The 24,819-nt window shown below is 71.0% G+C and carries 19 protein-coding genes; 16 read left to right on the plus strand and 3 right to left on the minus strand.

The window, feature by feature from the left end; genetic code table 11:
• The first annotated feature begins 21 nt into the window (after positions 1-21).
• The 11 genes from nuoE to recQ all read left to right on the plus strand — a co-directional run bounded on the left by nuoE (position 22) and on the right by recQ (position 15,198).
• On the plus strand, positions 22-843 hold the full coding sequence (nuoE, locus tag AC07FK_RS28915) for an NADH-quinone oxidoreductase subunit NuoE (protein WP_479107903.1): 822 nt from the start codon (positions 22-24) through the stop codon (positions 841-843).
• Positions 840-2,201 carry an NADH-quinone oxidoreductase subunit NuoF gene (nuoF, locus tag AC07FK_RS28920; protein ID WP_479107904.1) on the plus strand — a complete coding sequence of 454 codons (1,362 nt, stop codon included), beginning with the start codon at positions 840-842 and terminating at the stop codon, positions 2,199-2,201. The genes nuoE and nuoF overlap by 4 nt, the downstream gene beginning before the upstream one ends.
• On the plus strand, positions 2,198-4,702 hold the full coding sequence (locus AC07FK_RS28925) for an NADH-quinone oxidoreductase subunit G (RefSeq protein ID WP_479107905.1): 2,505 nt from the start codon (positions 2,198-2,200) through the stop codon (positions 4,700-4,702). The genes nuoF and AC07FK_RS28925 overlap by 4 nt, the downstream gene beginning before the upstream one ends.
• A gap of 5 nt (positions 4,703-4,707) precedes the next feature.
• On the plus strand, positions 4,708-6,060 hold the full coding sequence (nuoH, locus tag AC07FK_RS28930) for an NADH-quinone oxidoreductase subunit NuoH (protein ID WP_479107958.1): 1,353 nt from the start codon (positions 4,708-4,710) through the stop codon (positions 6,058-6,060).
• Positions 6,053-6,703, plus strand: a complete 651-nt coding sequence (nuoI, locus tag AC07FK_RS28935; RefSeq protein ID WP_479107906.1) for an NADH-quinone oxidoreductase subunit NuoI — start codon at positions 6,053-6,055, stop codon at positions 6,701-6,703. Before nuoH ends, nuoI begins: the two co-directional genes overlap by 8 nt.
• Positions 6,700-7,533, plus strand: a complete 834-nt coding sequence (locus AC07FK_RS28940) for an NADH-quinone oxidoreductase subunit J (RefSeq protein WP_479107907.1) — start codon at positions 6,700-6,702, stop codon at positions 7,531-7,533. The genes nuoI and AC07FK_RS28940 overlap by 4 nt, the downstream gene beginning before the upstream one ends.
• The gene (gene nuoK / locus AC07FK_RS28945) at positions 7,530-7,829 is read left to right on the plus strand and encodes an NADH-quinone oxidoreductase subunit NuoK (protein ID WP_069927518.1); all 300 of its coding nucleotides are present in this window, start codon (positions 7,530-7,532) and stop codon (positions 7,827-7,829) included. Before AC07FK_RS28940 ends, nuoK begins: the two co-directional genes overlap by 4 nt.
• A gap of 15 nt (positions 7,830-7,844) precedes the next feature.
• Positions 7,845-9,785: an NADH-quinone oxidoreductase subunit L gene (nuoL, locus tag AC07FK_RS28950; RefSeq protein ID WP_479107908.1), complete on the plus strand. Its 1,941-nt coding sequence runs from the start codon at positions 7,845-7,847 to the stop codon at positions 9,783-9,785.
• 5 nt (positions 9,786-9,790) lie between these two features.
• The gene (locus tag AC07FK_RS28955) at positions 9,791-11,368 is read left to right on the plus strand and encodes an NADH-quinone oxidoreductase subunit M (protein WP_479107909.1); all 1,578 of its coding nucleotides are present in this window, start codon (positions 9,791-9,793) and stop codon (positions 11,366-11,368) included.
• The gene (gene nuoN, locus AC07FK_RS28960) at positions 11,365-13,020 is read left to right on the plus strand and encodes an NADH-quinone oxidoreductase subunit NuoN (protein ID WP_479107910.1); all 1,656 of its coding nucleotides are present in this window, start codon (positions 11,365-11,367) and stop codon (positions 13,018-13,020) included. Before AC07FK_RS28955 ends, nuoN begins: the two co-directional genes overlap by 4 nt.
• 141 nt (positions 13,021-13,161) lie before the next feature.
• Positions 13,162-15,198 carry a DNA helicase RecQ gene (gene recQ / locus AC07FK_RS28965; RefSeq protein WP_479107911.1) on the plus strand — a complete coding sequence of 679 codons (2,037 nt, stop codon included), beginning with the start codon at positions 13,162-13,164 and terminating at the stop codon, positions 15,196-15,198.
• A gap of 38 nt (positions 15,199-15,236) precedes the next feature.
• Here the strand turns inward: recQ and AC07FK_RS28970 are convergent, their stop codons facing one another.
• Together AC07FK_RS28970 and fahA are read right to left on the minus strand one after the other, a co-directional pair.
• Positions 15,237-15,845: a Uma2 family endonuclease gene (locus tag AC07FK_RS28970; RefSeq protein ID WP_479107912.1), complete on the minus strand. Its 609-nt coding sequence runs from the start codon at positions 15,843-15,845 to the stop codon at positions 15,237-15,239.
• 103 nt (positions 15,846-15,948) lie between these two features.
• Positions 15,949-17,178 carry a fumarylacetoacetase gene (gene fahA, locus AC07FK_RS28975; RefSeq protein WP_479107913.1) on the minus strand — a complete coding sequence of 410 codons (1,230 nt, stop codon included), beginning with the start codon at positions 17,176-17,178 and terminating at the stop codon, positions 15,949-15,951.
• Between the two features lie 647 nt (positions 17,179-17,825).
• Between fahA and AC07FK_RS28980 the strand changes: the two genes are divergently transcribed.
• The 5 genes from AC07FK_RS28980 to AC07FK_RS29000 all read left to right on the plus strand — a co-directional run bounded on the left by AC07FK_RS28980 (position 17,826) and on the right by AC07FK_RS29000 (position 23,283).
• A complete protein-coding gene (locus AC07FK_RS28980; protein WP_479107914.1) occupies positions 17,826-18,836 on the plus strand; it encodes a polyprenyl synthetase family protein in 1,011 nt (336 codons plus the stop codon).
• 118 nt (positions 18,837-18,954) lie between these two features.
• Positions 18,955-19,932 carry a CHRD domain-containing protein gene (locus tag AC07FK_RS28985; protein WP_479107915.1) on the plus strand — a complete coding sequence of 326 codons (978 nt, stop codon included), beginning with the start codon at positions 18,955-18,957 and terminating at the stop codon, positions 19,930-19,932.
• Positions 19,933-20,164: 232 nt separating this feature from the next.
• A complete protein-coding gene (locus AC07FK_RS28990) occupies positions 20,165-21,412 on the plus strand; it encodes a LolA family protein (RefSeq protein WP_479107916.1) in 1,248 nt (415 codons plus the stop codon).
• Positions 21,413-21,452: 40 nt separating this feature from the next.
• Entirely contained in the window at positions 21,453-22,397 is a 945-nt protein-coding gene (locus AC07FK_RS28995) for an ABC transporter ATP-binding protein (protein WP_479107917.1), read from the plus strand.
• Positions 22,384-23,283: an ABC transporter permease gene (locus AC07FK_RS29000; RefSeq protein WP_479107918.1), complete on the plus strand. Its 900-nt coding sequence runs from the start codon at positions 22,384-22,386 to the stop codon at positions 23,281-23,283. The genes AC07FK_RS28995 and AC07FK_RS29000 overlap by 14 nt, the downstream gene beginning before the upstream one ends.
• Positions 23,284-23,331: 48 nt before the next feature.
• On the opposite strand, the gene AC07FK_RS29005 is transcribed toward AC07FK_RS29000, so the two are convergent.
• Positions 23,332-24,666, minus strand: a complete 1,335-nt coding sequence (locus AC07FK_RS29005; RefSeq protein ID WP_479107919.1) for a M28 family metallopeptidase — start codon at positions 24,664-24,666, stop codon at positions 23,332-23,334.
• Positions 24,667-24,819: the final 153 nt, after the last annotated feature.

Consider the following 24,819-nt stretch of genomic DNA (forward strand, 5'->3'; position numbering starts at 1 on the left):
AATCAAGAGGTGAGCCTGGGGATGCCGCAGCTCCCCGCTCCCGACTACCCGGCCGACGTACGCGCCCGGCTCGACGCGGACGCCAAGGAGGTCGTGGCCCGCTACCCCGACAGCCGGTCCGCCCTGCTGCCGCTGCTGCACCTCGTGCAGTCGCAGGAGGGTCACGTCACCCGCACCGGCGTGCGGTTCTGCGCCGAGACGCTCGGCCTGACCACCGCCGAGGTCACCGCGGTCTCCACCTTCTACTCGATGTACCGGCGCAAGCCGGGCGGCGACTACCAGGTGGGCGTCTGCACCAACACGCTGTGCGCGGTGATGGGCGGCGACGCGATCTTCGACGAGCTGAAGCGGCATCTCGGCGTCGGCAACAACGAGACGACCGAGGACGGCAAGGTCACCCTCGAACACATCGAGTGCAACGCCGCCTGCGACTTCGCCCCCGTGGTGATGGTCAACTGGGAGTTCTTCGACGACCAGACGCCCGAGTCCGCCAAGCGCCTCGTCGACGACCTGCGGGACGGGCGGCCCGTGCGGCCCACCCGCGGCGCGCCCCTGTGCACGTACAAGGAGACCGCCCGCATCCTGGCCGGCTTCCCCGACGAGCGCCCCGGCGCCGTCGAGGCGACCGGCGGCGCCGGACCCGCCTCGCTCATCGGCCTCAAGCTCGCCAAGGGCGAGGCGCCGCAGCACCGTGTGGTGCACCCGCGCGCGGAGACCCGGCAGAACGGGTCGCCGCACGATCCTTCGCCGTCCGAGCACCTCAGCTCGCACGACGCTCCGCAGCAGACCTCGGCGTCCGACCCCGCTCACCCGGCCGGACCGGAAACCGAGGAGGGGGAGTGATGACCTTGGCAGCCGAGATCAACGAGACCAGCCCGGAAAAGCTGCTCTCACCCGTCCTGTCGGCGTTCTGGGACGACCCGAAGTCCTGGACCCTGGACACCTACCGGCGGCACGAGGGGTACGAGGGCCTGCGCAAGGCCCTCGCCATGTCCCCGGACGACCTCATCGCGTACGTCAAGGACTCCGGTCTGCGCGGACGCGGCGGCGCGGGCTTCCCCACCGGCATGAAGTGGCAGTTCATCCCGCAGGGCGACGGCAAGCCGCACTACCTGGTCGTCAACGCCGACGAGTCGGAGCCGGGGACCTGCAAGGACATCCCGCTCCTCTTCGCGAACCCGCACTCCCTCATCGAGGGGATCGTGATCGCCTGCTACGCGATCCGGTCGAACCACGCGTTCATCTATCTGCGCGGCGAGGTCGTCCCCGTACTGCGCCGGCTGCACGAGGCCGTGCGGGAGGCGTACGCGGCGGGCTACCTCGGCGAGAACATCCTCGGCAGCGGCCTCGACCTGGAACTCACCGTGCACGCGGGCGCGGGCGCGTACATCTGCGGTGAGGAGACCGCGCTGCTCGACTCGCTCGAAGGCCGGCGCGGCCAGCCCCGGCTCCGTCCCCCCTTCCCCGCCGTCGCGGGTCTTTACGCGTGCCCCACTGTGGTGAACAACGTCGAGTCCATCGCGTCCGTTCCCGCGATCCTCAACAAGGGCAAGGACTGGTTCCGGTCGATGGGCAGCGAGAAGTCCCCGGGCTTCACGCTGTACTCGCTGAGCGGCCACGTCACCAGCCCCGGCCAGTACGAGGCCCCGCTCGGCATCACGCTGCGCCAGCTGCTCGACATGAGCGGCGGCATCCGCGCCGGCCACCGGCTGAAGTTCTGGACGCCCGGCGGCTCGTCGACCCCGATGTTCACCGACGAGCACCTCGACGTACCGCTGGACTACGAAGGCGTCGGCGCGGCGGGCTCGATGCTCGGCACCAAGGCGCTCCAGTGCTTCGACGAGACGACGTGCGTGGTGCGGGCCGTGACCCGCTGGACCGAGTTCTACGCGCACGAGTCGTGCGGCAAGTGCACGCCCTGCCGCGAAGGGACGTACTGGCTCGTGCAGCTGCTGCGCGACATCGAGGCCGGCAAGGGCCGCATGAGCGATCTCGACAAGCTGAACGACATCGCCGACAACATCAACGGCAAGTCGTTCTGCGCGCTCGGCGACGGCGCCGCGTCCCCGATCTTCTCCTCGCTCAAGTACTTCCGTGCGGAGTACGAGCAGCACATCACCGGCAAGGGCTGCCCCTTCGACCCGGCCAAGTCGACCGTCTGGGCCGACAAGCCCGCCCACCCCACGGAGGTGAACGCATGACCGTCACGACAAGTGCTCCCTCCGGAGGCGGCGAGGCGGCGCTCCCGCCCGAGGACCTGGTGTCGCTCACGATCGACGGCATCGAGATCTCCGTCCCCAAGGGGACTCTGGTCATCCGGGCCGCCGAACTGCTCGGCATCGAGATCCCGCGCTTCTGCGACCACCCGCTCCTCGACCCGGCCGGCGCCTGCCGCCAGTGCATCGTCGAGGTGGAGGGCCAGCGCAAGCCCATGGCGTCGTGCACCATCACGTGCACCGACGGCATGGTCGTCAAGTCCCAGCTCACCTCGCCGGTCGCCGACAAGGCCCAGCGCGGTGTGATGGAACTGCTGCTGATCAACCACCCGCTGGACTGCCCGGTCTGCGACAAGGGCGGCGAGTGCCCGCTGCAGAACCAGGCCATGTCCCACGGCGACGCGGAGTCCCGCTTCGAGGGCAGGAAGCGGACGTACGAGAAGCCCGTCCCGATCTCCACGCAGGTGCTGCTGGACCGCGAGCGGTGCGTGCTGTGCGCGCGCTGCACCCGCTTCTCCAACCAGGTCGCGGGCGACCCGATGATCGAGCTGATCGAGCGCGGTGCGCTCCAGCAGGTCGGCACCGGCGAGGGCGACCCCTTCCAGTCGTACTTCTCCGGGAACACGATCCAGATCTGCCCGGTGGGCGCGCTGACCTCGGCGGCGTACCGCTTCCGGTCGCGGCCCTTCGACCTCGTGTCGTCGCCGTCCGTCTGCGAGCACTGCGCGGGCGGCTGCGCGACCCGGACCGACCACCGGCGCGGCAAGGTCATGCGGCGCATGGCGGCCGACGACCCCGAGGTCAACGAGGAGTGGATCTGCGACAAGGGCCGCTTCGGTTTCCGTTACGCGCAGCGCCCCGACCGGCTCACCACTCCGCTGGTACGCAACGAGGCGGGCGTCCTGGAGCCGGCGAGCTGGCCCGAGGCGCTCGAAGCGGCGGCCAGGGGGCTGTCGGCGGCGCGCGGGCGGGCCGGTGTCCTCACGGGCGGCCGGCTCACCGTCGAGGACGCGTACGCGTACGCCAAGTTCGCGCGCATCGCCCTGGACACCAACGACATCGACTTCCGCGCGCGCGTGCACAGCGGCGAGGAGGCCGACTTCCTGGCGTCGCGGGTGGCCGGGCGCGGACGCGACCTCGACGGCAGCGGCGTCACGTACACGGCGCTGGAGAAGGCGCCCGCCGTACTGCTCGCCGGCATCGAGTCCGAGGAGGAGGCCCCCGGCGTCTTCCTGCGGCTGCGCAAGGCCCACCGCAAGCACGGGCAGCGCACCTTCGCCGTCGCGACCCACGCCACCCGGGGCCTGACGAAGGCGGGCGGCACGCTGCTTCCCGCCGCGCCCGGCACCGAACCGGAGTGGCTCGACGCGATCGCGGGCAACACGGGACTCGACGCCGAAGGGCTCGCCGCGGCCGAGGCGCTGCGCGCCGACGGCGCGGTGATCGTCGTCGGTGAGCGGCTGGCCGCCGTGCCCGGCGCGTACACCGCCGCGGTACGGGCCGCCACCGCGACCGGCGCCGCTCTGGTGTGGATCCCGCGCCGGGCCGGTGAGCGCGGGGCCGTCGAGGCGGGCGCGCTGCCCGCGCTGCTGCCCGGCGGCCGTCCGGCCACCGACCCGCGCGCGCGGGACGAGGTGGCGGCGGTCTGGGGCGTGGCCGAACTGCCGAGCCGTTACGGGCGCGACACCGGCCAGATCATCGAGGCCGCGGCCACCGGTGAACTGGCCGCGCTGCTCGTCGCGGGCGTCGAGGTCGCGGACCTGCCCGACCCGGTACGCGCGCGGGAAGCGCTCGACCAGGCCGGGTTCATCGTCTCCCTGGAGCTGCGGCCCAGCGAGGTGACGGACCGGGCGGACGTCGTCCTTCCGGTCGCCGCCGTCGCGGAGAAGCCCGGCACCTTCCTCAACTGGGAGGGCAGGGTCCGGATGTTCGAGGCCGCACTGAAGCCCGACCAGATGACCCGCACGCTCGCCCCCGCCGACGCGCGGGTGCTGCACATGCTTGCCGACGCCCTTGACGTGCACTTCGCGCTGCCGGACGTACGGGCCGTACGCCGCGAGATGGAGCGGCTCGGCGCCTGGGGCGGGGCGCACGCCACCGACCCGGCCGAGTCCCCCCAGCCGCTGCCGCGCCCGGGCGACGGGGAGGCGGTCCTCGCGGGGCACCGGCTGCTGCTCGACCAGGGCCGGCTCCAGGACGGCGACGAGGCGCTGGCAGGCACCCGTCACGCGGCCGTCGCCCGGCTCTCCGCGACCACCGCCGCCGGCACCGGAGTGAAGGACGGCGACCTGCTCGCCGTCACCGGACCCGCCGGAACGGTCGAACTGCCGCTCCAGGTCACGGCGATGCCGGACCGCGTGGTGTGGCTGCCGCTGAACTCGGCGGGCGGCGGCGTCGCATCCGACACCGGCGCGGTCCCCGGACAGGTCGTCCGCATCGGCCCGGCGGCCGCCTCCGCCACCGACGTACCGGAGGTGCTCGCGTGAACACGATGCTTCTCGCGGCCGAGGACCTGTCCATGTTCGGGCGCGACCCGTGGTGGCTCGTCGCGATCAAGGCCGTCTTCTGCTTCGCCTTCCTGATGATCACCGTGCTCTTCTCCATCGTGTGGGAGCGCAAGGTCGTCGCCTGGATGCAGTTGCGGATCGGCCCCAACCGGCACGGTCCCTGGGGCCTCCTCCAGTCCCTCGCGGACGGCGTCAAGCTGATGCTCAAGGAGGACGTGATCGTCAAGCGGGCGGACAAGGTGGTCTACGTCCTTGCCCCGGTCGTCGCGGCGATCCCGGCGTTCATGGCGATCGCGGTCATCCCGTTCGGCCCGGCCGGCAACGAGGTCTCGATCTTCGGACAGCGCACCACGATGCAGCTGACCGACCTGCCGATCGCGATGCTCTACATCCTCGCGGTCGCCTCCGTCGGCATCTACGGCATCGTCCTCGCGGGCTGGTCGTCCGGATCGACGTACCCGCTCCTCGGCGGCCTGCGCTCCTGTGCGCAGATGATCTCGTACGAGATCGCCATGGGCGCGGCCTTCGCCTCGGTGTTCCTCTACTCCGGGTCGATGTCGACCTCGGCGATCGTCGAGGCGCAGCAGGACCGGTGGTTCATCATCCTGCTGCCGGTGTCGTTCATCATCTACGTCGTCACGATGGTGGGCGAGACGAACCGCGCACCCTTCGACATGCCGGAGTCCGAGGGCGACCTGGTCGGCGGCTTCAACACCGAGTACTCGTCGATCAAGTTCGCGCTGTTCATGCTGGCGGAGTACGTCAACATGGTCACCGTCTCGGCGGTCTCGGTCACCCTCTTCCTGGGCGGCTGGCGGGCCCCGTACCCGATCAGCACGTTCTGGGAGGGCGCGAACCACGGCTGGTGGCCGATGCTCTGGTTCGTCGTCAAGGTCCAGCTGCTCCTCTTCTTCTTCATCTGGCTGCGCGGCACGCTGCCCCGCGTGCGCTACGACCAGTTGATGAAGCTGGGCTGGAAGGTCCTGATCCCGGTCTCGGTGGTCTGGCTGATGCTGGTCGCCACCGTGCGCGCGATGCGCAACGAGAACATGGAATTCCAGAACATCGTGCTGTACGTCGCCGGGGCGATCGTCGCGGTCCTGCTCCTGTCCTTCGTCGCGGACGTCTTCCGCGACAAGAAGGAGCGGCAGAAGGCCGCGGAGGACGGCGAGGAACCCCCCGCGTTCGACCCGATGGCGGGCGGATTCCCGGTGCCTCCGCTGCCCGGGCAGGAGTTGCCACCGGTGCCCCGCAGGCGGCCGCGCCACGAGCGCGAGCTCATTGTCAGTGGTGGGCCGGACACTAAGAGTGACGGTAAGGAGGCCGACGATGCCTGACACCCCAAAGCCGGGGGATGCCCCCCGGACGCCCTGGCAGAACCCGGTGGCCGGCTTCGGCGTGACCTTCAAGGCCATGTTCAAGAAGCGGCTGACCGAGCAGTACCCGGAGCAGCAGAAGACGACGGCGCCGCGCTTCCACGGCCGGCACCAGCTCAACCGCCACCCGGACGGGCTGGAGAAGTGCATCGGGTGCGAGCTGTGCGCCTGGGCCTGTCCGGCCGACGCCATCTACGTGGAGGGCGCGGAGAACACCGAGGAGGAGCGTTACTCCCCGGGTGAGCGCTACGGCCGCGTCTACCAGATCAACTACGCCCGCTGCATTCTGTGCGGCCTGTGCATCGAGGCGTGCCCCACCCGCGCGCTGACGATGACCAACGAGTTCGAACTGGCCGACAGCAGCCGTGAGTCGCTCATCTACACCAAGGAGCAGCTGCTCGCCGGACTGGAGGAGGGCATGGTCGAGGCGCCGCACTCGGTCTTCCCCGGCATGGACGAGCAGGACTACTACCGGGGCCTGGTGACCGAGGCCGCGCCGGGCACGGAGCGGCAGGTGGCGCACAGCAGGGGCGAGCGGCCCCAGGAGGCCGCGTCGACCTTCGGTGAGGGCGAGCCGACGACGGAGAAGGTGATCGGCGGATGAACGCTCTCGCCGCCTCCGTGACGTCGACGGGCGAGGCCGTGCAGTTCTGGATCCTCGGTACGGTCGCCGTCATCGGCGCCCTGTGCACGATCCTGATGAAGAAGGCGGTGCACAGCGCGCTGTGCCTGGCCGGGACGATGATCGTCCTGGCCGTCTTCTACCTCGCCAACGGCGCGTACTTCCTGGGCGTCGTCCAGATCGTCGTCTACACCGGCGCGATCATGATGCTCTTCCTCTTCGTCGTCATGCTGGTCGGTGTCACGGCCGCCGACTCCCTGAAGGAGACGCTCAAGGGCCAGCGCTGGCTGGCCGCCGGCTGCGGTCTCGGCTTCGGGATCCTGCTGATGGCCGGCATCGGTCAGGCCTCGCTGTCCACCTTCAACGGACTCGGCCGGGCCAACACCGCCGCCGGGGGCAACGTCGAGGGCCTCGCCGAGCTCATCTTCACCAAGTACGTCTTCGCCTTCGAGCTCACCGGCGCCCTGCTCATCACGGCGACCGTCGGCGCGATGGTGCTCACGCACCGCGAGCGCACGGAGCGCGCGAAGACGCAGCGGGAGCTGTCCCAGGAGCGCGTACGCGGCAAGCACCTGCCGCCCCTGCCCGCACCCGGCGTGTACGCCCGGCACAACGCGGTGGACATCGCCGGCCTGCTGCCGGACGGCACGCCGTCGGAGCTCACGGTCAACAGGACCCTGCGCGGGCGCGGTCAGATCCGTGACGTGTCGCGGGAGGCGATGGCCGACCTCAAGGCGCTGGAGCAGCGCTCCGAGGAGCGGCTCGGCCGCGGGGCGAGCCGTGACCAGGACGATTCGGAGGTCTCCCAGTGAATCCGGTCAACTACCTCTACCTCGCCGCGCTGTTGTTCACCATCGGTGCGGCGGGCGTCCTGATCCGGCGGAACGCGATCGTCGTCTTCATGTGCGTCGAGCTGATGCTCAACGCCTGCAACCTCGCGTTCGTCGCCTTCTCCCGGATGCACGGCAATCTCGACGGTCAGATCATCGCGTTCTTCACGATGGTGGTCGCCGCCGCCGAGGTCGTGGTGGGTCTCGCGATCATCGTGTCGCTGTTCCGGTCCCGCCACTCGGCCTCGGTCGACGACGCCAGCCTGATGAAGCTGTAAGGGGTCGCAAGAATCGTGGAGAACTTGATTGCGCTGCTCGTAGCGGCGCCTTTGCTCGGAGCGGCGGTCCTGCTGTGCGGCGGGCGGCGGCTCGACCGTGCCGGCCACTGGATCGGCACGGTGCTCGCGGCAGCCTCGTTCGTACTCGGCCTGGTGCTGTTCGGCGCGATGCTCGGGTACGACGCCGAGGCGCGGACCATGCGTCAGCACCTCTACAGCTGGGTTCCCGTGGAGGGTTTCCAGGGGGACATCGCGTTCCAGCTCGACCAGTTGTCGATGACGTTCGTGCTGCTGATCACCGGGGTCGGCACCCTGATCCATCTCTATTCGATCGGCTACATGGAGCACGACGAACGCCGTCGCCGCTTCTTCGGCTACCTGAACCTCTTCCTCGCGGCGATGCTCCTGCTGGTCGTCGCCGACAACTACCTGCTGCTGTACTTCGGGTGGGAGGGCGTCGGCCTGGCGTCGTACCTGCTCATCGGCTTCTGGCAGCACAAGCCCAGCGCGGCGACGGCGGCCAAGAAGGCGTTCATCGTCAACCGCGTCGGTGACATCGGCCTGTCGATCGCGATCATGCTGATGTTCACGACCTTCGGGACCTTCGCCTTCGGGCCGGTCCTCGGGGCGACCGGGGACGCGACCGAGGGCAAGATGACGGCCATCGGGCTCATGCTGCTGCTGGCCGCCTGCGGCAAGTCGGCCCAGGTGCCGCTCCAGTCCTGGCTCGGTGACGCGATGGAGGGCCCGACCCCGGTCTCGGCCCTCATCCACGCCGCCACCATGGTGACGGCCGGCGTCTACCTCATCACCCGGTCCGGCGCCATCTTCGACGCCGCCCCCGACGCGCAGACCGCCGTCGTGACGGTCGGCGCGGTCACGCTCCTCTTCGGTGCGATCGTCGGTTGCGCGAAGGACGACATCAAGAAGGCGCTGGCCGGCTCCACGATGTCGCAGATCGGCTACATGATCCTCGCGGCGGGCCTCGGCCCCATCGGCTACGCCTTCGCGATCATGCACCTGGTGACGCACGGGTTCTTCAAGGCCGGCCTCTTCCTCGGCGCCGGATCGGTCATGCACGGCATGAACGACGAGGTCGACATGAGGAAGTACGGCGGCCTGCGGACGTACATGCCGGTGACCTTCGTGACGTTCGGACTCGGGTACCTCGCGATCATCGGCTTCCCGGGCCTGTCCGGCTTCTTCTCCAAGGACAAGATCATCGAGGCGGCCTTCGCCTCGGGCGGCACGCAGGGCTGGATCCTCGGCACGGTCACGCTGCTGGGCGCGGGCATCACGGCGTACTACATGACGCGCGTGATGATCCTGACGTTCTTCGGCGAGAAGCGCTGGCAGCCCGCCCCCGACCCGGACAGGGCCGCCGACGTCGAACCCGGCGCCGGCGTGACGCCGGGTGAGATGCCGCACCCGCACGAGTCGCCCAAGTCGATGACGATCCCGATGATCGTGCTCGCCTTCGGGTCGGTCTTCGCGGGCGGGTTCTTCAGCATCGGCGACCGGTTCGTGAACTGGCTGGAGCCGGTGACGCGGTTCGAGCACCCGCACCCGCCGATCAGCGTGCCGGTCATCACCGGCATGACGGTCGCCGTCCTGCTGGCCGGCGTCGCGATCGCGTACCTCCAGTACGGCCGCAAGCCCGTGCCGGTGGTCGCCCCGCGCGGCTCGCTGCTGACCCGCGCCGCCCGGCGCGACCTGCTCCAGGACGACTTCAACCACGTCGTCCTGGTCCGCGGCGGCGAGCACCTCACCCGCTCGCTGGTGTACGTCGACCACACCCTGGTCGACGGAGTGGTCAACGGAACGGCGGCCTCGGTCGGCGGGCTCTCCGGCCGCCTGCGCAAGCTGCAGAACGGCTACGCCCGCTCGTACGCGGTCTCGATGTTCGGCGGTACGGCGATCCTCATCGCCGTGACCCTGCTGATGAGGGCGGTCTGATCACGATGTCCTTTCCCCTTCTGACGGTTACGGCGGCGCTGCCGGCGGTCGGCGCGGTCCTGACCGCCGCCGTGCCCGCCGGGCGCCGCACGGCCGCCAAGTGGCTGGCGCTGCTCGTCTCGCTGGCGACGCTCGTCCTGGCGGCCCTCGTGGTCGTCCGCTTCGAGCCGGACGGCGACCGCTATCAGCTCACCGAATCCCACGCCTGGATCCCCGACTTCGGAGTCAGGTACGAGCTGGGCGTGGACGGCATCTCCGTCGCGCTGATCGCGCTCACGGCGCTGCTCATCCCCTTCATCATCCTGGCGGGCTGGCACGACGCCGACCCCCTGGAGACCAAGAGCTCGCGCTGGCGCCCGACCCAGGGATTCTTCGCGCTGATCCTGATGGTCGAGGCGATGGTGGTCCTCTCCTTCGAGGCCACCGACGTCTTCCTCTTCTACATCTTCTTCGAAGCCATGCTCATCCCGATGTACTTCCTCATCGGCGGCTTCGGGGACCGGGCGCACGCGGGCACCGACGGGGCGGCGGCCACCCAGCGTTCGTACGCCGCCGTCAAGTTCCTCCTCTACAACCTGGCCGGCGGGCTGATCATGCTGGCCGCCGTCGTAGGTCTCTACGTGGTCGCCGGAAGCTTCTCGCTCCCGGAGATCGCCGAGGCGCGCGCGAGCGGCGAGCTGGAGATGGCGACGAACACGGAGCGGCTGCTGTTCCTGGGCTTCTTCTTCGCGTTCGCCGTGAAGGCGCCGCTGTGGCCGCTGCACACCTGGCTGCCCAACGCCATGGGTGAGGCGACCGCCCCGGTCGCCGTGCTGATCACGGCGGTCGTCGACAAGGTCGGCACCTTCGCGATGCTGCGCTTCTGCCTCCAGCTCTTCCCGGAGGCCAGCAAGTGGGCGACGCCCGTGATCATCGTGCTGGCGCTCGTCAGCATCATCTACGGCGCCCTGCTGGCGGTCGGCCAGCGCGACATCAAGCGGCTGATCGCGTACGCCTCGATCTCGCACTTCGGCTTCATCGTGCTCGGCATCTTCGCGATGACGAGCCAGGGCCAGTCGGGCGCGACGCTCTACATGGTCAACCACGGGATCTCGACCGCCGCGCTGATGCTGGTGGCCGGCTTCCTCATCACGCGGCGCGGGTCGCGGCTCATCGCGGACTACGGCGGGGTGCAGAAGGTCGCCCCGGTGCTGGCCGGGACGTTCCTGGTCGGCAGCCTGGCGACGCTGTCGCTGCCGGGGCTCGCACCGTTCGTCAGCGAGTTCCTGGTCCTGGTCGGCGCGTTCGCGGCGTACCCGGCGGCCGGGATCGTCGCCACCCTCGGCATCGTCCTCGCCGCGCTGTACACGCTCGTCCTGTACCAGCGGACCATGACCGGCCCGGTCAGGGCCGAAGTGCGGGCCATGCCCGACCTCAAGGCCCGCGAGCTGGTGGTCGTCGCCCCGCTGATCGCGCTGCTGTTGCTCCTCGGCGTCTTCCCCAAGCCGCTGACGGACATCGTGAACCCGGCCGTGAAGCACACCATGAACGACGTCCGGAAGACGGACCCCACCCCCGAGATTGAGGCGGAGGCGGCCAAGTGAGCGCATCAGCTGTCCACAGCCTGTGGACGACGGTCGCGGCGCCCGGCGCCGAGGGCGGTTTCACCGCCCCGCACATCGAGTACGCCCAGCTGTCGCCGACGCTCATCGTCGTGGGCGCGGCCGTTCTCGGCGTACTCGTCGAGGCGTTCGTGCCGCGCAGGGCGCGGTACTACACGCAGCTCTTCCTGTCGGTCGTGGCCGTCGCCGCCGCCTTCGCGGCGATCGTCGCGCTCGCGGCCGGCGGGTACGGCACCACGAAGGCGCAGATCGCGGCGGAGGGCGCCATCGCGGTCGACGGCCCGGCGCTCTTCCTGCAGGGCACGATCCTGCTGGCGTCCCTGGTCGCCGTCTTCACCTTCGCCGAGCGCAGGCTCGACCCGGACGCGCACGGCAACCGCGTCGACTCGTTCGCCGCGCAGGCCGCGTCCGTACCGGGCAGCGACAGTGAGAAGGCGGCGGTCAGGGCCGGGTTCACCACCACCGAGGTGTTCCCGCTGATGATGTTCGCGGTCGCCGGAATGCTCGTGTTCCCGGCGGCCAACGACCTGCTGACGCTGTTCGTGGCGCTGGAGGTCTTCTCCCTCCCGCTGTACCTGCTCTGCGCCGTCGCCCGCCGCAAGCGGCTGATGTCGCAGGAGGCCGCGGTGAAGTACTTCCTGCTGGGCGCCTTCTCGTCGGCGTTCCTGCTCTTCGGCATCGCGCTGATGTACGGGTACGCGGGCTCGGTGTCGTACGCCCGCATCGCGAGCGTGGTCGACGGGACGGTCAAGCAGATCGACCCGGCGCTCGCGGACACCATGGGCAATGACGCGCTGCTGCTGATCGGCGGCGCGATGATCCTCATGGGCCTGCTCTTCAAGGTCGGCGCGGTCCCCTTCCACATGTGGACCCCGGACGTCTACCAGGGCGCTCCGACGCCGGTCACCGGGTTCATGGCCGCCGCGACCAAGGTCGCCGCCTTCGGCGCCATGCTGCGGCTGCTCTACGTCGTACTGCCGGGCCTGCGGTGGGACTGGCGGCCGGTGATGTGGGCCGTCGCCATCGTCACCATGCTGGGCGGCGCGATCGTCGCGATCACCCAGACCGACATCAAGCGGCTGCTGGCGTACTCGTCGATCGCGCACGCCGGGTTCATCCTGGCCGGTGTGATCGCCACCAGGCCCGAGGGCATCTCGTCCGTCCTCTTCTACCTGCTGGCGTACTCCTTCGTGACGATCGGCGCGTTCGCGGTGGTCACGCTGGTGCGGGACGCGGGCGGCGAGGCGACGCACCTGTCGAAGTGGGCGGGGCTGGGGCGGCGCTCGCCGCTGGTGGCCGCGGTCTTCGCGGTGTTCCTGCTCGCCTTCGCCGGGATTCCGCTGACGTCCGGCTTCGCCGGCAAGTTCGCGGTGTTCAAGGCGGCGGCCGAGGGCGGCGCCGGGGCGCTGGTCGTGGTCGGTGTGATCTCCTCCGCGATCGCCGCGTTCTTCTACATCCGGGTGATCGTCCTGATGTTCTTCAGCGAGCCGAAGGCGGACGGACCGACGGTCGCCGTGCCGTCGCCGCTGACGACGACGGCGATCGGGGTGGGCGTCGCGGTGACGCTGGTGCTCGGTGTCGCACCGCAGTACTTCCTGGACCTGGCCGGCCAGGCGGGAGTCTTCGTCCGCTGACGCGTGCCGCGGCCCGTACGGGCATGATCGCCGCCCGGCGCCCCTCCTCGCAGGGGTGCCGGGCGGCCGCTTTTGGGCGGTGGTGTCAGTGGGTGCCCCTATCGTGGGGAGCCGGGCACGGTACGTACGGGGGACAGAGCGATGGACGGGACAGGTGGCATGGTCGAGGCCGGTGAGGTGACGCGGAGCGACGCCCTGGAGACGCTGCACCGCGTCTTCGGGTACGACGCGTTCCGCGGTGAGCAGGCCGCGGTCATCGAGCACGTCGTGGCCGGCGGCGACGCCGTCGTGCTGATGCCGACCGGCGGCGGAAAGTCGCTCTGCTACCAGATCCCGGCGCTGGTGAGGCCCGGTACGGGCATCGTGATCTCGCCCCTCATCGCACTGATGCAGGACCAGGTCGACGCGCTGCGGGCGCTCGGCGTGCGGGCCGGGTTCATCAACTCCACGCAGGACTTCGGCGAGCGGCGCGCCATGGAGGCGGAGTTCCTCGCCGGGGAGCTGGACCTGCTCTACCTGGCGCCGGAGCGGCTGCGGCTGGACGCGACGCTGGACCTCCTGTCCCGGGGCAAGATCTCCGTCTTCGCCATCGACGAGGCGCACTGTGTGGCCCAGTGGGGCCACGACTTCCGGCCGGACTACCTGACCCTGTCGGTGCTGGGGCAGCGCTGGCCGGACGTACCGCGGATCGCACTGACGGCGACCGCGACGGACGCCACGCACCGGGAGATCACGCAGCGGCTCGGGATGCCGGAGGCGCGGCACTTCGTGGCGAGCTTCGACCGTCCCAACATCCAGTACCGGATCGTGGGGAAGTCGGACCCGAAGAAGCAGCTGCTGTCGTTCCTGCGCGAGGAGCACGCGGGTGACGCGGGCATCGTCTACTGCCTCTCGCGCAATTCCGTCGACAAGACGGCGGAGTTCCTCTGCCGCAACGGCATCGAAGCGGTGCCGTACCACGCGGGGCTCGACGGGGGGACGCGCGCGGCGCACCAGTCGCGGTTCCTGCGGGAGGAGGGCCTGGTCGTCGTCGCGACCATCGCCTTCGGGATGGGAATCGACAAGCCGGACGTGCGGTTCGTCGCGCACCTCGACCTTCCCAAGTCGGTCGAGGGCTACTACCAGGAGACGGGCCGCGCCGGGCGTGACGGGATGCCGTCGACGGCGTGGATGGCGTACGGCCTCCAGGACGTGGTGCAGCAGCGCAAGATGATCCAGGGCGGGGAGGGCGACGAGGCGTTCCGGCGGCGGGCGGCGTCGCACCTGGACGCGATGCTGGCGCTCTGCGAGACCGCGCAGTGCCGGCGGGCGCAGCTCCTGGCCTACTTCGGGCAGGACCCGGCCGCGCCCTCCTGCGGCAACTGCGACACCTGCCTGACGCCGCCCGAGACGTGGGACGGGACCGTGCCGGCGCAGAAGGTGCTGTCGACGGTGGTGCGGTTGCAGCGGGAGCGGAGGCAGAAGTTCGGGGCGGGTCAGATCATCGACATCCTGCTGGGCCGCAGGACCGCCAAGGTGATCCAGTTCGACCACGACCAGCTGTCGGTGTTCGGCATCGGCGAGGAGCTGTCCGAGGTCGAATGGCGGGGTGTCGTGCGGCAGTTGCTGGCGCAGGGGCTGCTGGCGGTCGAGGGTGAGTACGGCACGCTGGTGATGACCGACGCGAGCGGGTCCGTGCTGAGCCGGGAGCGGGAGGTGCGGCTGCGCAAGGAGGCGAAGCCGGTGCCGGCCGCCCGGGCCGCGAAGGGCGAGCGCAAGGCGAAGGCGGCCGCCGCCAACGCGGACCTGCCGGCGGAGGCCGTGCCGGTCTTCGAGGCGCTCCGCGCGTGGCGGGCGGAGCAGGCGCGGGAGCTGGGCGTACCGGCGTACGTGATCTTCCACGACGCGACGCTGCGGGAGATCGCGACGGTGCGGCCGGGGTCGGTGGCCGAGCTGGGCGGCGTCGCCGGTCTCGGCGAGAAGAAGCTGGCCACGTACGGGGAGGGCGTGCTGGGGGTACTGGGCGCGCTGAGCGGAGCGGGGGAGTCGGCTCCGGTGGCGCCGCCGACAGGCCCGGTCGGCTCGGTGGCCCTGGTCGGGGCGGTGGCCTCGGCGTCACCGGGTGCGGACGATGGGGCGGCGGAGTGGGACTGGGACGCGGAGCCCGAGTGGGACACGGAGCCGCCCGAGTCGCAGTGAGCGCCAGTGGGAGCTGGGCCCGGAGGGCCAAGCCCGTCCTACTGCTGGCCGCCGGCCTTCCGGCGAGGTGTGATGAGGCTGAGGTCGAGATCGACGGCGAACGGGACCGACACCTTCATGCGGTCGTGGAAGATCCCGGTGCTCGTGTACGCCCTGGTGCTCGGCTCCAGCTCGAAGACGTAGACGACGGCGTGGCCGCCGTTGTTCTCGACCCTCCAGAAGTGGGGAATCCTGGCGCGCGCGTACTTCACAGGCTTGGTTTCACGGTCCCGCGACATGGACTCGGGGGAGACGACCTCGATCGCCAGCCGCACCGACCCGGCGGGGAACCGGGTCTGCTCCGGGTCCTCGATGACGTCACCGTCCACGACGATCACGTCGGGCTCGGGCCGGTTGTAGCGGTCGATGTCGATGGTGAATTCGCGTACCACCTCCAGCTCGGGCGGGACGACGGACTGCAGTTGCCACTCGAAGAAGCTGACCGCCCGCGAATGAAAGAGGGTCTGTGGACTCACGAAGACGAGGCTCCCGTCGATCAGCTCCGTGTGCGGAGGCAGATTCGGAAGCCGGTCCAGGTCGTCGGCGGTCCAGCCGCCCGGGGGCGGGACCGGCCACGTGGGCTCCGGGTCCTCGGGTACGACGCTCATCAGTGCTCCCATGAGACGGAGTCTGGCGGGTCCGTCCAGCGTACGGCGGGTGCTCGCAAGCGGCTCCCCCGTTCGTGTGGACGGGGGAGACTCGCTCACCCCGTCACTCCGATGCCGGAACGATCCGCCCCGTGACCTCGCCCAGGCCGACCCTCGTGCCGTGCGGGCCGGGGGCCCAGGCCGTCATCGTGACCTCGTCGCCGTCCTCCAGGAACGTCCGCTTGCCCGTGGCGAGTTCGATCGGGTCCCGGCCGTTCCAGGTGAGTTCGAGGAGCGAGCCCCGCTGGTTCACCTCGGGACCGCTGACCGTGCCGGAGCCGAAGAGGTCACCCGTGCGCAGCGACGCGCCGTTCACCGTCATCTGGGCGAGCTGCTGCGCCGCCGTCCAGTACATGGTGAAGAAGGGGGGAGCGGAGACCACCTCGCCGTTGATCTTCACCTCGATGCGGACGTCGTAACCGCCCGGCTCCTCCTCGTCGGCGTCGTCCAGGTAGGGGAGGAGCGGGAAGTCGCGGGCCGGCGGCGCCACGTGGGCCGCTTCCAGTGCTTCGAGCGGGGTCACCCAGGCCGAGACGGAGGTGGCGAAGGACTTGCCCAGGAACGGGCCGAGCGGCACGTACTCCCACGCCTGGATGTCCCGCGCCGACCAGTCGTTGAGGAGGAACAGGCCGAAGACGTGCTCCCGGAAGTCCGCGAGCGGGACCGGCGTGCCCTGCGTGGACGGGGTGCCGACCACGAAGCCGACCTCCGCCTCGATGTCCAGCTTGACCGAGGGGCCGAACACCGGCGCCGGATCCGTCGGCGCCTTGCGCTGGCCGCTGGGGCGCACTACGTCCGTACCGGACACGACGACCGTGCCGGACCGGCCGTGGTAACCGATCGGCAGGTGCTTCCAGTTGGGGGTCAGCGCGTCGCCGTCGGGGCGGAAGATCCTGCCGACGTTCGTGGCGTGGTGCTCGCTCGCGTAGAAGTCGACGTAGTCGGCTACCTCGTACGGGAGGTGCAGCGTGACCTCGGTGACGGGGTGCAGCAGCGGCTCGATGTCGGCCCGGTGCGCCGGGCTCGTGACCCAGGCGGTGAGCGCCCGGCGCACGTCGCGCCATGCGGTGCGTCCGGCGGCGAGCAGCGGGTTGAGCGTCGGCTGGGCGAGCAGCGCGGCGTACGGGGAGCCCAGGGTGAGCGCCGCCGCCCCCGCGTCCAGCACATGGCCGCCGATACGCACACCGACCCGGCGGCGCTCGGGCTCGTCCGCGGTGGAGAAGACGCCGTAGGGAAGGTTGTGCGGGCCGAAGAGGTCGCCTTCGGCCAGGTCGAGCGGGCTGTGCTCGGGCATTGGTGCTGCCTCGCTTTCCAGGTCGTGGAGGACAACACGTTACGTGGGAGTCGCCTGGGACGGCAGTGCCTAAAGAGTGCGTGATGTCCGAAAAAGCCTTGCTGGAGTGGGGAATTCCGGCTTAGCGCCCTTTGGGGACACGGGCAGGCAGGGGGGGGGGCGGCACCGGGGCCGCGGCCGAGACCGGAGGCGGCGGCGAGGACCGGTGCGGGCGCGGGGGCAGAGCAGTCAGGGGCGGGCGGTGGCCGTGGCGACCGGGCTGACCGGCCTGGCGCGGCTGCCGCGGGCCCTGGCGGCCCCTCTCCGGCCCGCCGCCCTGTCCCCCGCCGGTCGGCCCGGTGGGCCTGAGGGCGTGTCCGTACGGCCCTGGCCGGGGTTGGGGTGGGAGAAAGATCAGCGGCGGGCTCCGGACGCCCGGCCCGGCGGCTCCGCCGTGGGCGCGCGACGAGCGCGGACACGGGCGCGCAGTAATGCGCCCACTCCTGTGCGTAACAGGCGAGAGGCGACATACCGGTTCCCATCGGGCTGTGCTCCGGGCGACGGGAAGGCGCTCACTGTGATCGAAAGGCGACCGGATAGGCTGACTTGAGTGAAGACAGCGACACATCGACAATCCGTGTGATCGTCAGCAGACAGGAGTGACCCTCGTGACCGTCGTCGGGCCGTTCGGACTGAGCGTGCGGGACCAGGCTCTTGAGACCGATGTCCAGACCGGATTGGCAGCTGTCGAGGAAGGGCTGCTCGACGCTACCAAGAGCGAGGTTCCCTTCATCACGGAGGCCGCCCAGCACCTGGTCCGGGCCGGGGGCAAGCGGTTCCGGCCGCTGCTGGTCATGCTGGCCGCGCAGTTCGGTGACCCACACGCGCCGGGCATCGTGCCCTCCGCCGTCGTCGTCGAGCTGACGCATCTGGCGACGCTGTACCACGACGACGTGATGGACGAGGCGGACGTACGCCGCGGGGTCCCCAGCGCCAACGCCCGCTGGGGCAACTCGGTCGCGGTCCTGACCGGCGACTTCCTCTTCGCGCGCGCGTCGCGCATTCTGGCGGACCTCGGCCCCGAAGCCGTGCGGATCCAGGCGGACGCGTTCGAGCGTCTGGTCACCGGCCAGATCCTGGAGACGGCCGGACCGCGCGAGGGCCAGGACCCCGTCGGGCACTACCTGGACGTCATCGCGGGCAAGACGGGTTCGCTGATCGCCGTCTCCGGACGCTTCGGCGCCATAATGGCCGGCGCCGACGAGCGCGTCGTCGACATCCTCACCCAGTACGGCGAGCGCCTCGGCACCGCCTTCCAGCTGGCCGACGACGTACTCGACATCGCCAGCGACAGCCACGAGTCCGGCAAGACGCCCGGCACGGACCTGCGGGAAGGGATTCCCACGCTGCCGGTCCTGCTGCTGCGCGCGCAGGCGGCCGAGCACGGGCGCCCCGAGGACGTGGAGCTCTGCGAGCTGCTGGACGGCGACCTCACGGACGACGCCCGGCTCGCCGAGGTGCTGCGGCGGCTGCGCGCCCACCCGGCGCTGGAGCAGGCGCGGCGCGACACCATTCAGTACGCCGAGGACGCAAGGGCCTCGCTCGCGCCGCTTCCCGAGTGCTACGCGAAGGCGGCTCTGGAGGAGCTGTGCGACGCCGTGGTGCACCGCGCGGGCTAGCGCGGCCGGTGTGACCCCCGTCACTCCGTCGCGTTGAGTGCGCGGCCGGGCCCTCTCCGTATTCATGTGCGGAAGCCGGCGCAGGGGCGACGGCACTGACACGGGGAGATGTCCGGTCGTGAGCGGAACGGGTACGGCGCAAGCCGGCGGTCGTAGAAGCGTCCTCATCATCACCACCGCGGTCGCGGCGGCGGCGAGCCTCGCGCTCGCCGCGGTCCCGGCCGCCGCCGACGGCGCGGATCCGTCCGCGCGGGGCGGTGCGGAGAGCGGCACGTCGTACTTCGTGGCCGCCCTGAACGGCGCCAACGAGGTGCCGGTCCCCGGCGGCCCCGCCGCCGGTGACAAGGACGGCGTCGCGCTGGAGTTCGTCACGGTCAAGGGCGGCACGGTGTCCTTCGCCGTGAAGTGGCGCGGTACCGGCAGGCCCACCGCTCTGCACGTTCACCGGGGCGCCAGGAACGCCAACGGCGCCATGGAGATCGACTTCACCGCGCGGCTCCGCGAGGGCGCGCGCATGGGCGAGTGGCGGACCGCGACCGGTGCGGTCGAGGTCGCGGACACGGCGGTGCTCACGGCGTTCAAGGCCGCCCCGACGGCTTTCTACGCCAACCTGCACACCGCCGCGTTCCCGGGCGGCGCGGTGCGCGGCCAGTTCCACGAGGTCGCCGGCGGGTTCGACCCCGGCCGCGCACTTCGCGGTGTCGTGGCCCCGGTGCTCGAGGGTGAGCAGATCTACGGATGCGAGAAGGGGACGGACGGCGGGCGCGCGTTCCAGCAGCGTGACGTACGGGCCGTACTCGACGGCGGCATCGCCCACTCCTTCGTACGGCCGAACTCCGGTACGCCGCAGTGGATCGCGCCCGACGGCAGCGCGGTCACGGGCTCGGTGGTCAGCAGGAGCCCCAACGGCGACGGCAACATCCCGGAACTCGTCCTGCGGGCCGAGCGGTCCGGCGCGAAGCACGGCCTGCTCGCGCGGACCACCCGGATCCTGCGGCTGAACACGGTGGGCGGCACGGCGCCGGCCGGCGACTGCGAGACGGGCACGCGGGCGGCCGTTCCCTACCAGGCGGACTACGTGTTCGTACCGCGCTGAGCGCGAACCGGATGCAAGGGGCAACCGGCGTCTGCGCTCTCTGACGGGGGAGGCGCCGACGCCGCATGTCATCCCCGAGCAGTACATGAGTTGATCCCGGGGTCTGACGCTTCCGCGCCGGTGTTTTGGTCAGATGAGAAGCACCACTCACCACCGATTCGGGTGAGAATGGCGGCGCGGGGTGGACGAGTGCAACTGGACGACGGCCGCCAACCACGGAGGTAGGGCACACATGGCACCGAACGACAGCGCACAGACCACCGAGGACAGGGACTTCGCCGCGGGACGCCGCAAGGCCGCGCGCTACATCGTCCCGGTCGCGGTGGCGGGGGTGGCGGCGGCGACCTTCGGGCTCGTACCGGCCCTCGCCGATTCCGGCGACCCCGACCTGCCGGAGATCACCGCTCAGCAGCTGATCGAGAAGATCGCGGCTTCGGACACACAGCGGCTCTCCGGCACCGTGAAGATCCACACCGACCTGGGCATCCCGTCGCTCGGCGGTATCGCGGGCAGCCTGGCGCCCAAGGGCGAGACCGGCGGCGAGGGCTCGTCGGCCGACCCGCAGGCCAAGCTCATGGAACTCGCCTCCGGCACGCACACGCTGCGCGTGGCGGCCGACGGCCCGGACAAGCAGCGGGTGTCGATCCTGGACGACGCCGCGGAGTACAGCCTGATCCACAACGCCGGTGAGGTCTGGGCGTACGACAGTGCCTCGAACGAGGCGTTCCACGCCGAGGCGCCCGCCGACGCGAAGGACCGGGGCAAGGGCCCGGACGGCTCCGGCCAGCACGAGAAGCTCCCCGAGGGCGTGCCGACGACCCCTAAGGGTCTGGCCGAGGAAGCGCTGAAGGCCGCGGACAAGACCACGTCGGTGACGGTCGACGGCACGGCGCAGGTCGCCGGCCGGGACGCGTACCAGCTCCTGATCAAGCCCAAGCAGTCCGGTTCGACGATCGGGGCCGTCCGGATCGCGGTCGACGCCGAGAACGGCGTGCCGCTCAAGTTCACGCTCCAGCCGAGCGGCGGCGGCAAGGCCGCGATCGACGCGGGCTTCACCAAGGTCGACTTCGCGAAGCCGGCCGCGGACACCTTCGACTTCAGCCCGCCCAAGGGCGCGAAGGTGACCGAGGCCGACGAGGAGGGCCGGGACTTCGGGAAGGACGTCGAGAAGGACCTCGAGGCCGGGGGGGACCTGAAGGACTTCGAGGGCCTCAACGTCATCGGCGAGGGCTGGACCACGGTGGCCGAGATCTCCTCGCCCGGCGGCGAGAAGGACTTCAAGGCCCCCGGGAAGGACGAGGTGCCGCCGGAGGCCGAGGAGTTCCTGGACGCGCTGGGCGACAAGGTGTCCGGCGAGTTCGGCTCGGGCACGGTCTTCAAGACCCGTCTCGTCAACGCCCTGATGACGGACGACGGCAAGGTGTACGTCGGCGCGGTCACCCAGGACGTGCTGGTCCGGGCCGCGAACGCGGCCAAGTAGGCGCGAGCGCCGGGGAACCGGGACGGAGGAGTCGCCCGCCGTGGACAGTGAGACCGTGATCGACACGCGGGGGCTCACGAAGCGTTTCCGCGGCGGGCAGCTCGCCGTCGACGGGCTCGACCTCAGCGTGCCCGCCGGCAGCGTCTTCGGCTTCCTCGGGCCCAACGGCTCGGGCAAGACCACCACCATCCGCATGCTGATGGGGCTGATCGAACCGACCTCCGGTACGGCGGCACTGCTCGGCCGCCCCGTCCCCCGCGCCGCCCGGGGCGTCCTGCCCCAGGTGGGCGCGCTCATCGAGGGGCCGGCGCTGTACGGGTTCCTGTCGGGGCGCGACAACCTCGTCCGGTACGACTCGGCCGACCCGACGGCGGACCCGCGCACCCGCCGGGCGCGGGTCGCGGCGGCGCTCGACCGGGTCGGCCTGACGGCGGCGGGGACCAAGAAGGCCAAGGCGTACTCGCTGGGCATGAAGCAGCGGCTCGGGCTCGCGGCCGCGCTGCTCCAGCCGCGCAGGCTGCTCGTGCTGGACGAGCCGACGAACGGCCTCGACCCGCAGGGCATGCGCGAGATCCGCTCGCTGGTGCGGGAGCTGGCCGCCGACGGCACGACGGTCTTCCTCTCCTCGCATCTGCTCGACGAGATCGAGCAGGTGTGCACCCACGCGGCGGTGATGGCCCGGGGCCGGCTCGTCGTCCAGGGCACGGTCGCCGAGCTGGCGGCCGGTGCGCGCGGGCGGCTCGCCGTCACCACACCGGACCCGGCGCGGGCGGCGCGGGTGCTCGAGGAACGCGGGGTCACCGACCTGACGGTCGCGCAGGAGCGGGTGAGCGGGGAGCTGCCGCCGGGGGACGTGGACCCGGCGGACCTCAACGCGGCGCTCGTGCGCGCCGATGTACGCGTGAGGTCGTTCGGCGTCGAACGCGCCTCGCTGGAGGACGCCTTCGTGGCGCTGACCGGGGAGGGCTTCGATGTCGCGGGCTGAGACGACGGCCCGGCCGCAGGACGCTCCGCGCGCTCGCGGCCCGCTGTGGACCCTCGGACTCTTCCGGTCCGAGCTGACGATCACCTTCCGGCGCTGGCGGACGGCGGCGCTGCTGGCGGTGCTGGCCGCCGTGCCCGTGCTCATCGGCATCGCGGTGAAGATCGAGACGAGCGGCGGTTCGCCGGCCGGCGGCGGGGGCGGTGGAGAGGGGGGCGGCCCCGCCTTCCTCGCCCAGATCACCAACAACGGTCTCTTCCTGGTGTTCGCGGCGCTCGCCGCGACCCTGCCGGTCTTCCTGCCGATGGCCGTGGGCGTCGTCGCGGGCGACGCGGTGGCGGGCGAGGCGAACGCGGGCACGCTGCGCTATCTGCTGGTCGCCCCGGCCGGGCGCAGCCGGCTGCTGCTCGCGAAGTACGCGGCCACGCTGGTCTTCTGCCTGGTCGCGACCCTGGTCGTCGCCGTGTCGGCGCTGGCCACCGGGGCCCTGCTCTTCCCGCTGGGCGATGTCACGACGATCTCCGGTACGCGGATCGGCCTCGGCGAGGGCCTGCTGCGGGCCGTGCTGATCGCGGCGCTGGTGGCGGCCTCGCTGACCGGGCTCGCGGCGATCGGCCTGTTCGTCTCGACCCTCACCAACAGCGGCGTCGCGGCGATGGCGACGACGGTCGGGCTGCTGATCACGGTGCAGATCCTGGACACGATCCCGCAGCTGGAGGCGATCCACCCGTACCTCTTCCCGCACCACTGGCTGTCCTTCGCGGATCTGCTGCGCGAGCCGGTGTACTGGGACGAGGTGCTGGACAACCTCGGGCTCCAGGCGCTGTACGCCGCCGTGTTCGGCTCCGCCGCCTGGGCGCGCTTCACGACCAAGGACATCACGGCGTGAAGCGGCCCGGCCCCCGCCGGGGCCGGGCCGTGCGCGAGCGCGACAGGATCAGAAGGTGAGCTTCCAGCTGTCGATGTAGCCGGTGTCCTGCGCGGCGATGTCCTGGACCCTGAGCTTCCAGGCGCCGTTGGCGACCTCGCTCGACGCGTCCACCGTGTAGGTGGCGATCACGTTGTCCGCCGAGTCGCTGCTGCTGGAGTTCTTCAGCCGGTACGCCGTCCCGTCGGGCGCCACGAGGTCTACGACCAGATCACCGCGCCAGGTGTGCTTGATGTCCACGCCCACCCTGAGCGCCGCCGGGGCGTTGCCCGTACGGCCGGCGACGGTGACGGACGACGTGACGGCCGCGCCGTTGTCCGGGACGGCGACGTCGGCGGTGTTCTCGTACGTGTCACCGGGCGGGACGACCGGCCCGCTGCCCAGCGTCCAGACGGCGTGGGCGATCGCGTCGCTGTTGCGGTCCAGGGCGGTGTCGTTGATGTTCGCCGTGGTGTCGCAGGACGAGTGGTAACAGCGGTCGAAGGCGGTGCCCGCCGTCCCGCCCCACTTCTGCGCCTGGGCGCTGGTCTTCGTGCGGCTCGCGCCGGTGAAGAGGCCGCCGACCGGTATGCCGACGTTCTTGAAGCTCGCGTGGTCGGAGCGGCCGTCGCCCTCGGTCTCGATCTCGGTCGGGACGCCGATGCCCGCGTAGTAGTCCTTGAAGGTCTTCTCGATGGCCGGGTCGTCGTCGTAGACGAAGTAGCCGGGGTTCGGCGAGCCGATCATGTCGAAGTTGAGATAGCCGGAGAACTTCGAACGCTCGGCGGCCGGCAGGCTGTTGACGTACGCCTTGGAGCCGACGAGGCCCAGCTCCTCCGCGCCCCACCAGCCGAAGCGCAGGTGTTTCGTCGGCTTGAGCTGGGCGCGGGAGACGGCGAGCGCGGTCTCCAGGACGGCGGCGGAGCCGGATCCGTTGTCGTTGATGCCGGCGCCCGAGGAGACCGAGTCGAGATGCGCGCCGGCCATCAGGATCTGGTTCGGGTCGCCGCCCGGCCAGTCGGCTATGAGGTTGTAGCCGGTCGCGCCGCTGGAGGTGAACGTCGTGACGGAGGTGGTGAATCCGGCGGCGTCCAGCTTGGCCTTGAGGTAGTCGAGGGACGCCTTGTAACCGGGGCGGCCGTGGGCGCGGTTGCCGCCGTTGGCGGTGGCTATCGACTGGAGCTGGGTCAGGTGCGCCTTGACGTTGGCGAGGGGTATGTCGGGGGCCGCGAGCGCGGCCGCGGGGGCGGCCGGGGCGGCGGACGCGGTGGGCGCGGTGGCGGCGACCAGGCCGGTGAGGGCGAGGGCGACGGCGGCCGCGGTGCGTCTGGAAGTGGAGAGGCGGGAGGCGCTGGAGGGACTCATGTGGGGGCTCCGGGATTCCGTACGGGGACAGACGGAACGTGCGGGACGCCCCGTGACGCGGGTGGCGGCGCGGGGCGTTGGAGCTGGTGGTGCTCAGGGCTGTGCCTGGCTGTGCGTGCGCTGTGCGTGCTGAATGTTCAGTGAGAGCTTGAC

Source organism: Streptomyces sp. NPDC046122 (assembly GCF_056429965.1).

Bases quoted from the DNA above. Each gene is read 5' to 3' on its own strand.
- fahA (WP_479107913.1), bottom strand. From the start codon at position 17,178: ATGCCCGAGCACAGCCCGCTCGACCTGGCCGAAGGCGACCTCTTCGGC.
- recQ (WP_479107911.1), top strand. From the start codon at position 13,162: ATGGACGGGACAGGTGGCATGGTCGAGGCCGGTGAGGTGACGCGGAGC.
- AC07FK_RS28990 (WP_479107916.1), top strand. From the start codon at position 20,165: ATGGCACCGAACGACAGCGCACAGACCACCGAGGACAGGGACTTCGCC.
- nuoH (WP_479107958.1), top strand. From the start codon at position 4,708: ATGCTTCTCGCGGCCGAGGACCTGTCCATGTTCGGGCGCGACCCGTGG.
- AC07FK_RS28925 (WP_479107905.1), top strand. From the start codon at position 2,198: ATGACCGTCACGACAAGTGCTCCCTCCGGAGGCGGCGAGGCGGCGCTC.
- AC07FK_RS28970 (WP_479107912.1), bottom strand. From the start codon at position 15,845: ATGAGCGTCGTACCCGAGGACCCGGAGCCCACGTGGCCGGTCCCGCCC.
- AC07FK_RS29005 (WP_479107919.1), bottom strand. From the start codon at position 24,666: ATGAGTCCCTCCAGCGCCTCCCGCCTCTCCACTTCCAGACGCACCGCG.
- nuoE (WP_479107903.1), top strand. From the start codon at position 22: ATGCCGCAGCTCCCCGCTCCCGACTACCCGGCCGACGTACGCGCCCGG.
- nuoI (WP_479107906.1), top strand. From the start codon at position 6,053: ATGCCTGACACCCCAAAGCCGGGGGATGCCCCCCGGACGCCCTGGCAG.
- AC07FK_RS29000 (WP_479107918.1), top strand. From the start codon at position 22,384: ATGTCGCGGGCTGAGACGACGGCCCGGCCGCAGGACGCTCCGCGCGCT.
- AC07FK_RS28940 (WP_479107907.1), top strand. From the start codon at position 6,700: ATGAACGCTCTCGCCGCCTCCGTGACGTCGACGGGCGAGGCCGTGCAG.
- AC07FK_RS28955 (WP_479107909.1), top strand. From the start codon at position 9,791: ATGTCCTTTCCCCTTCTGACGGTTACGGCGGCGCTGCCGGCGGTCGGC.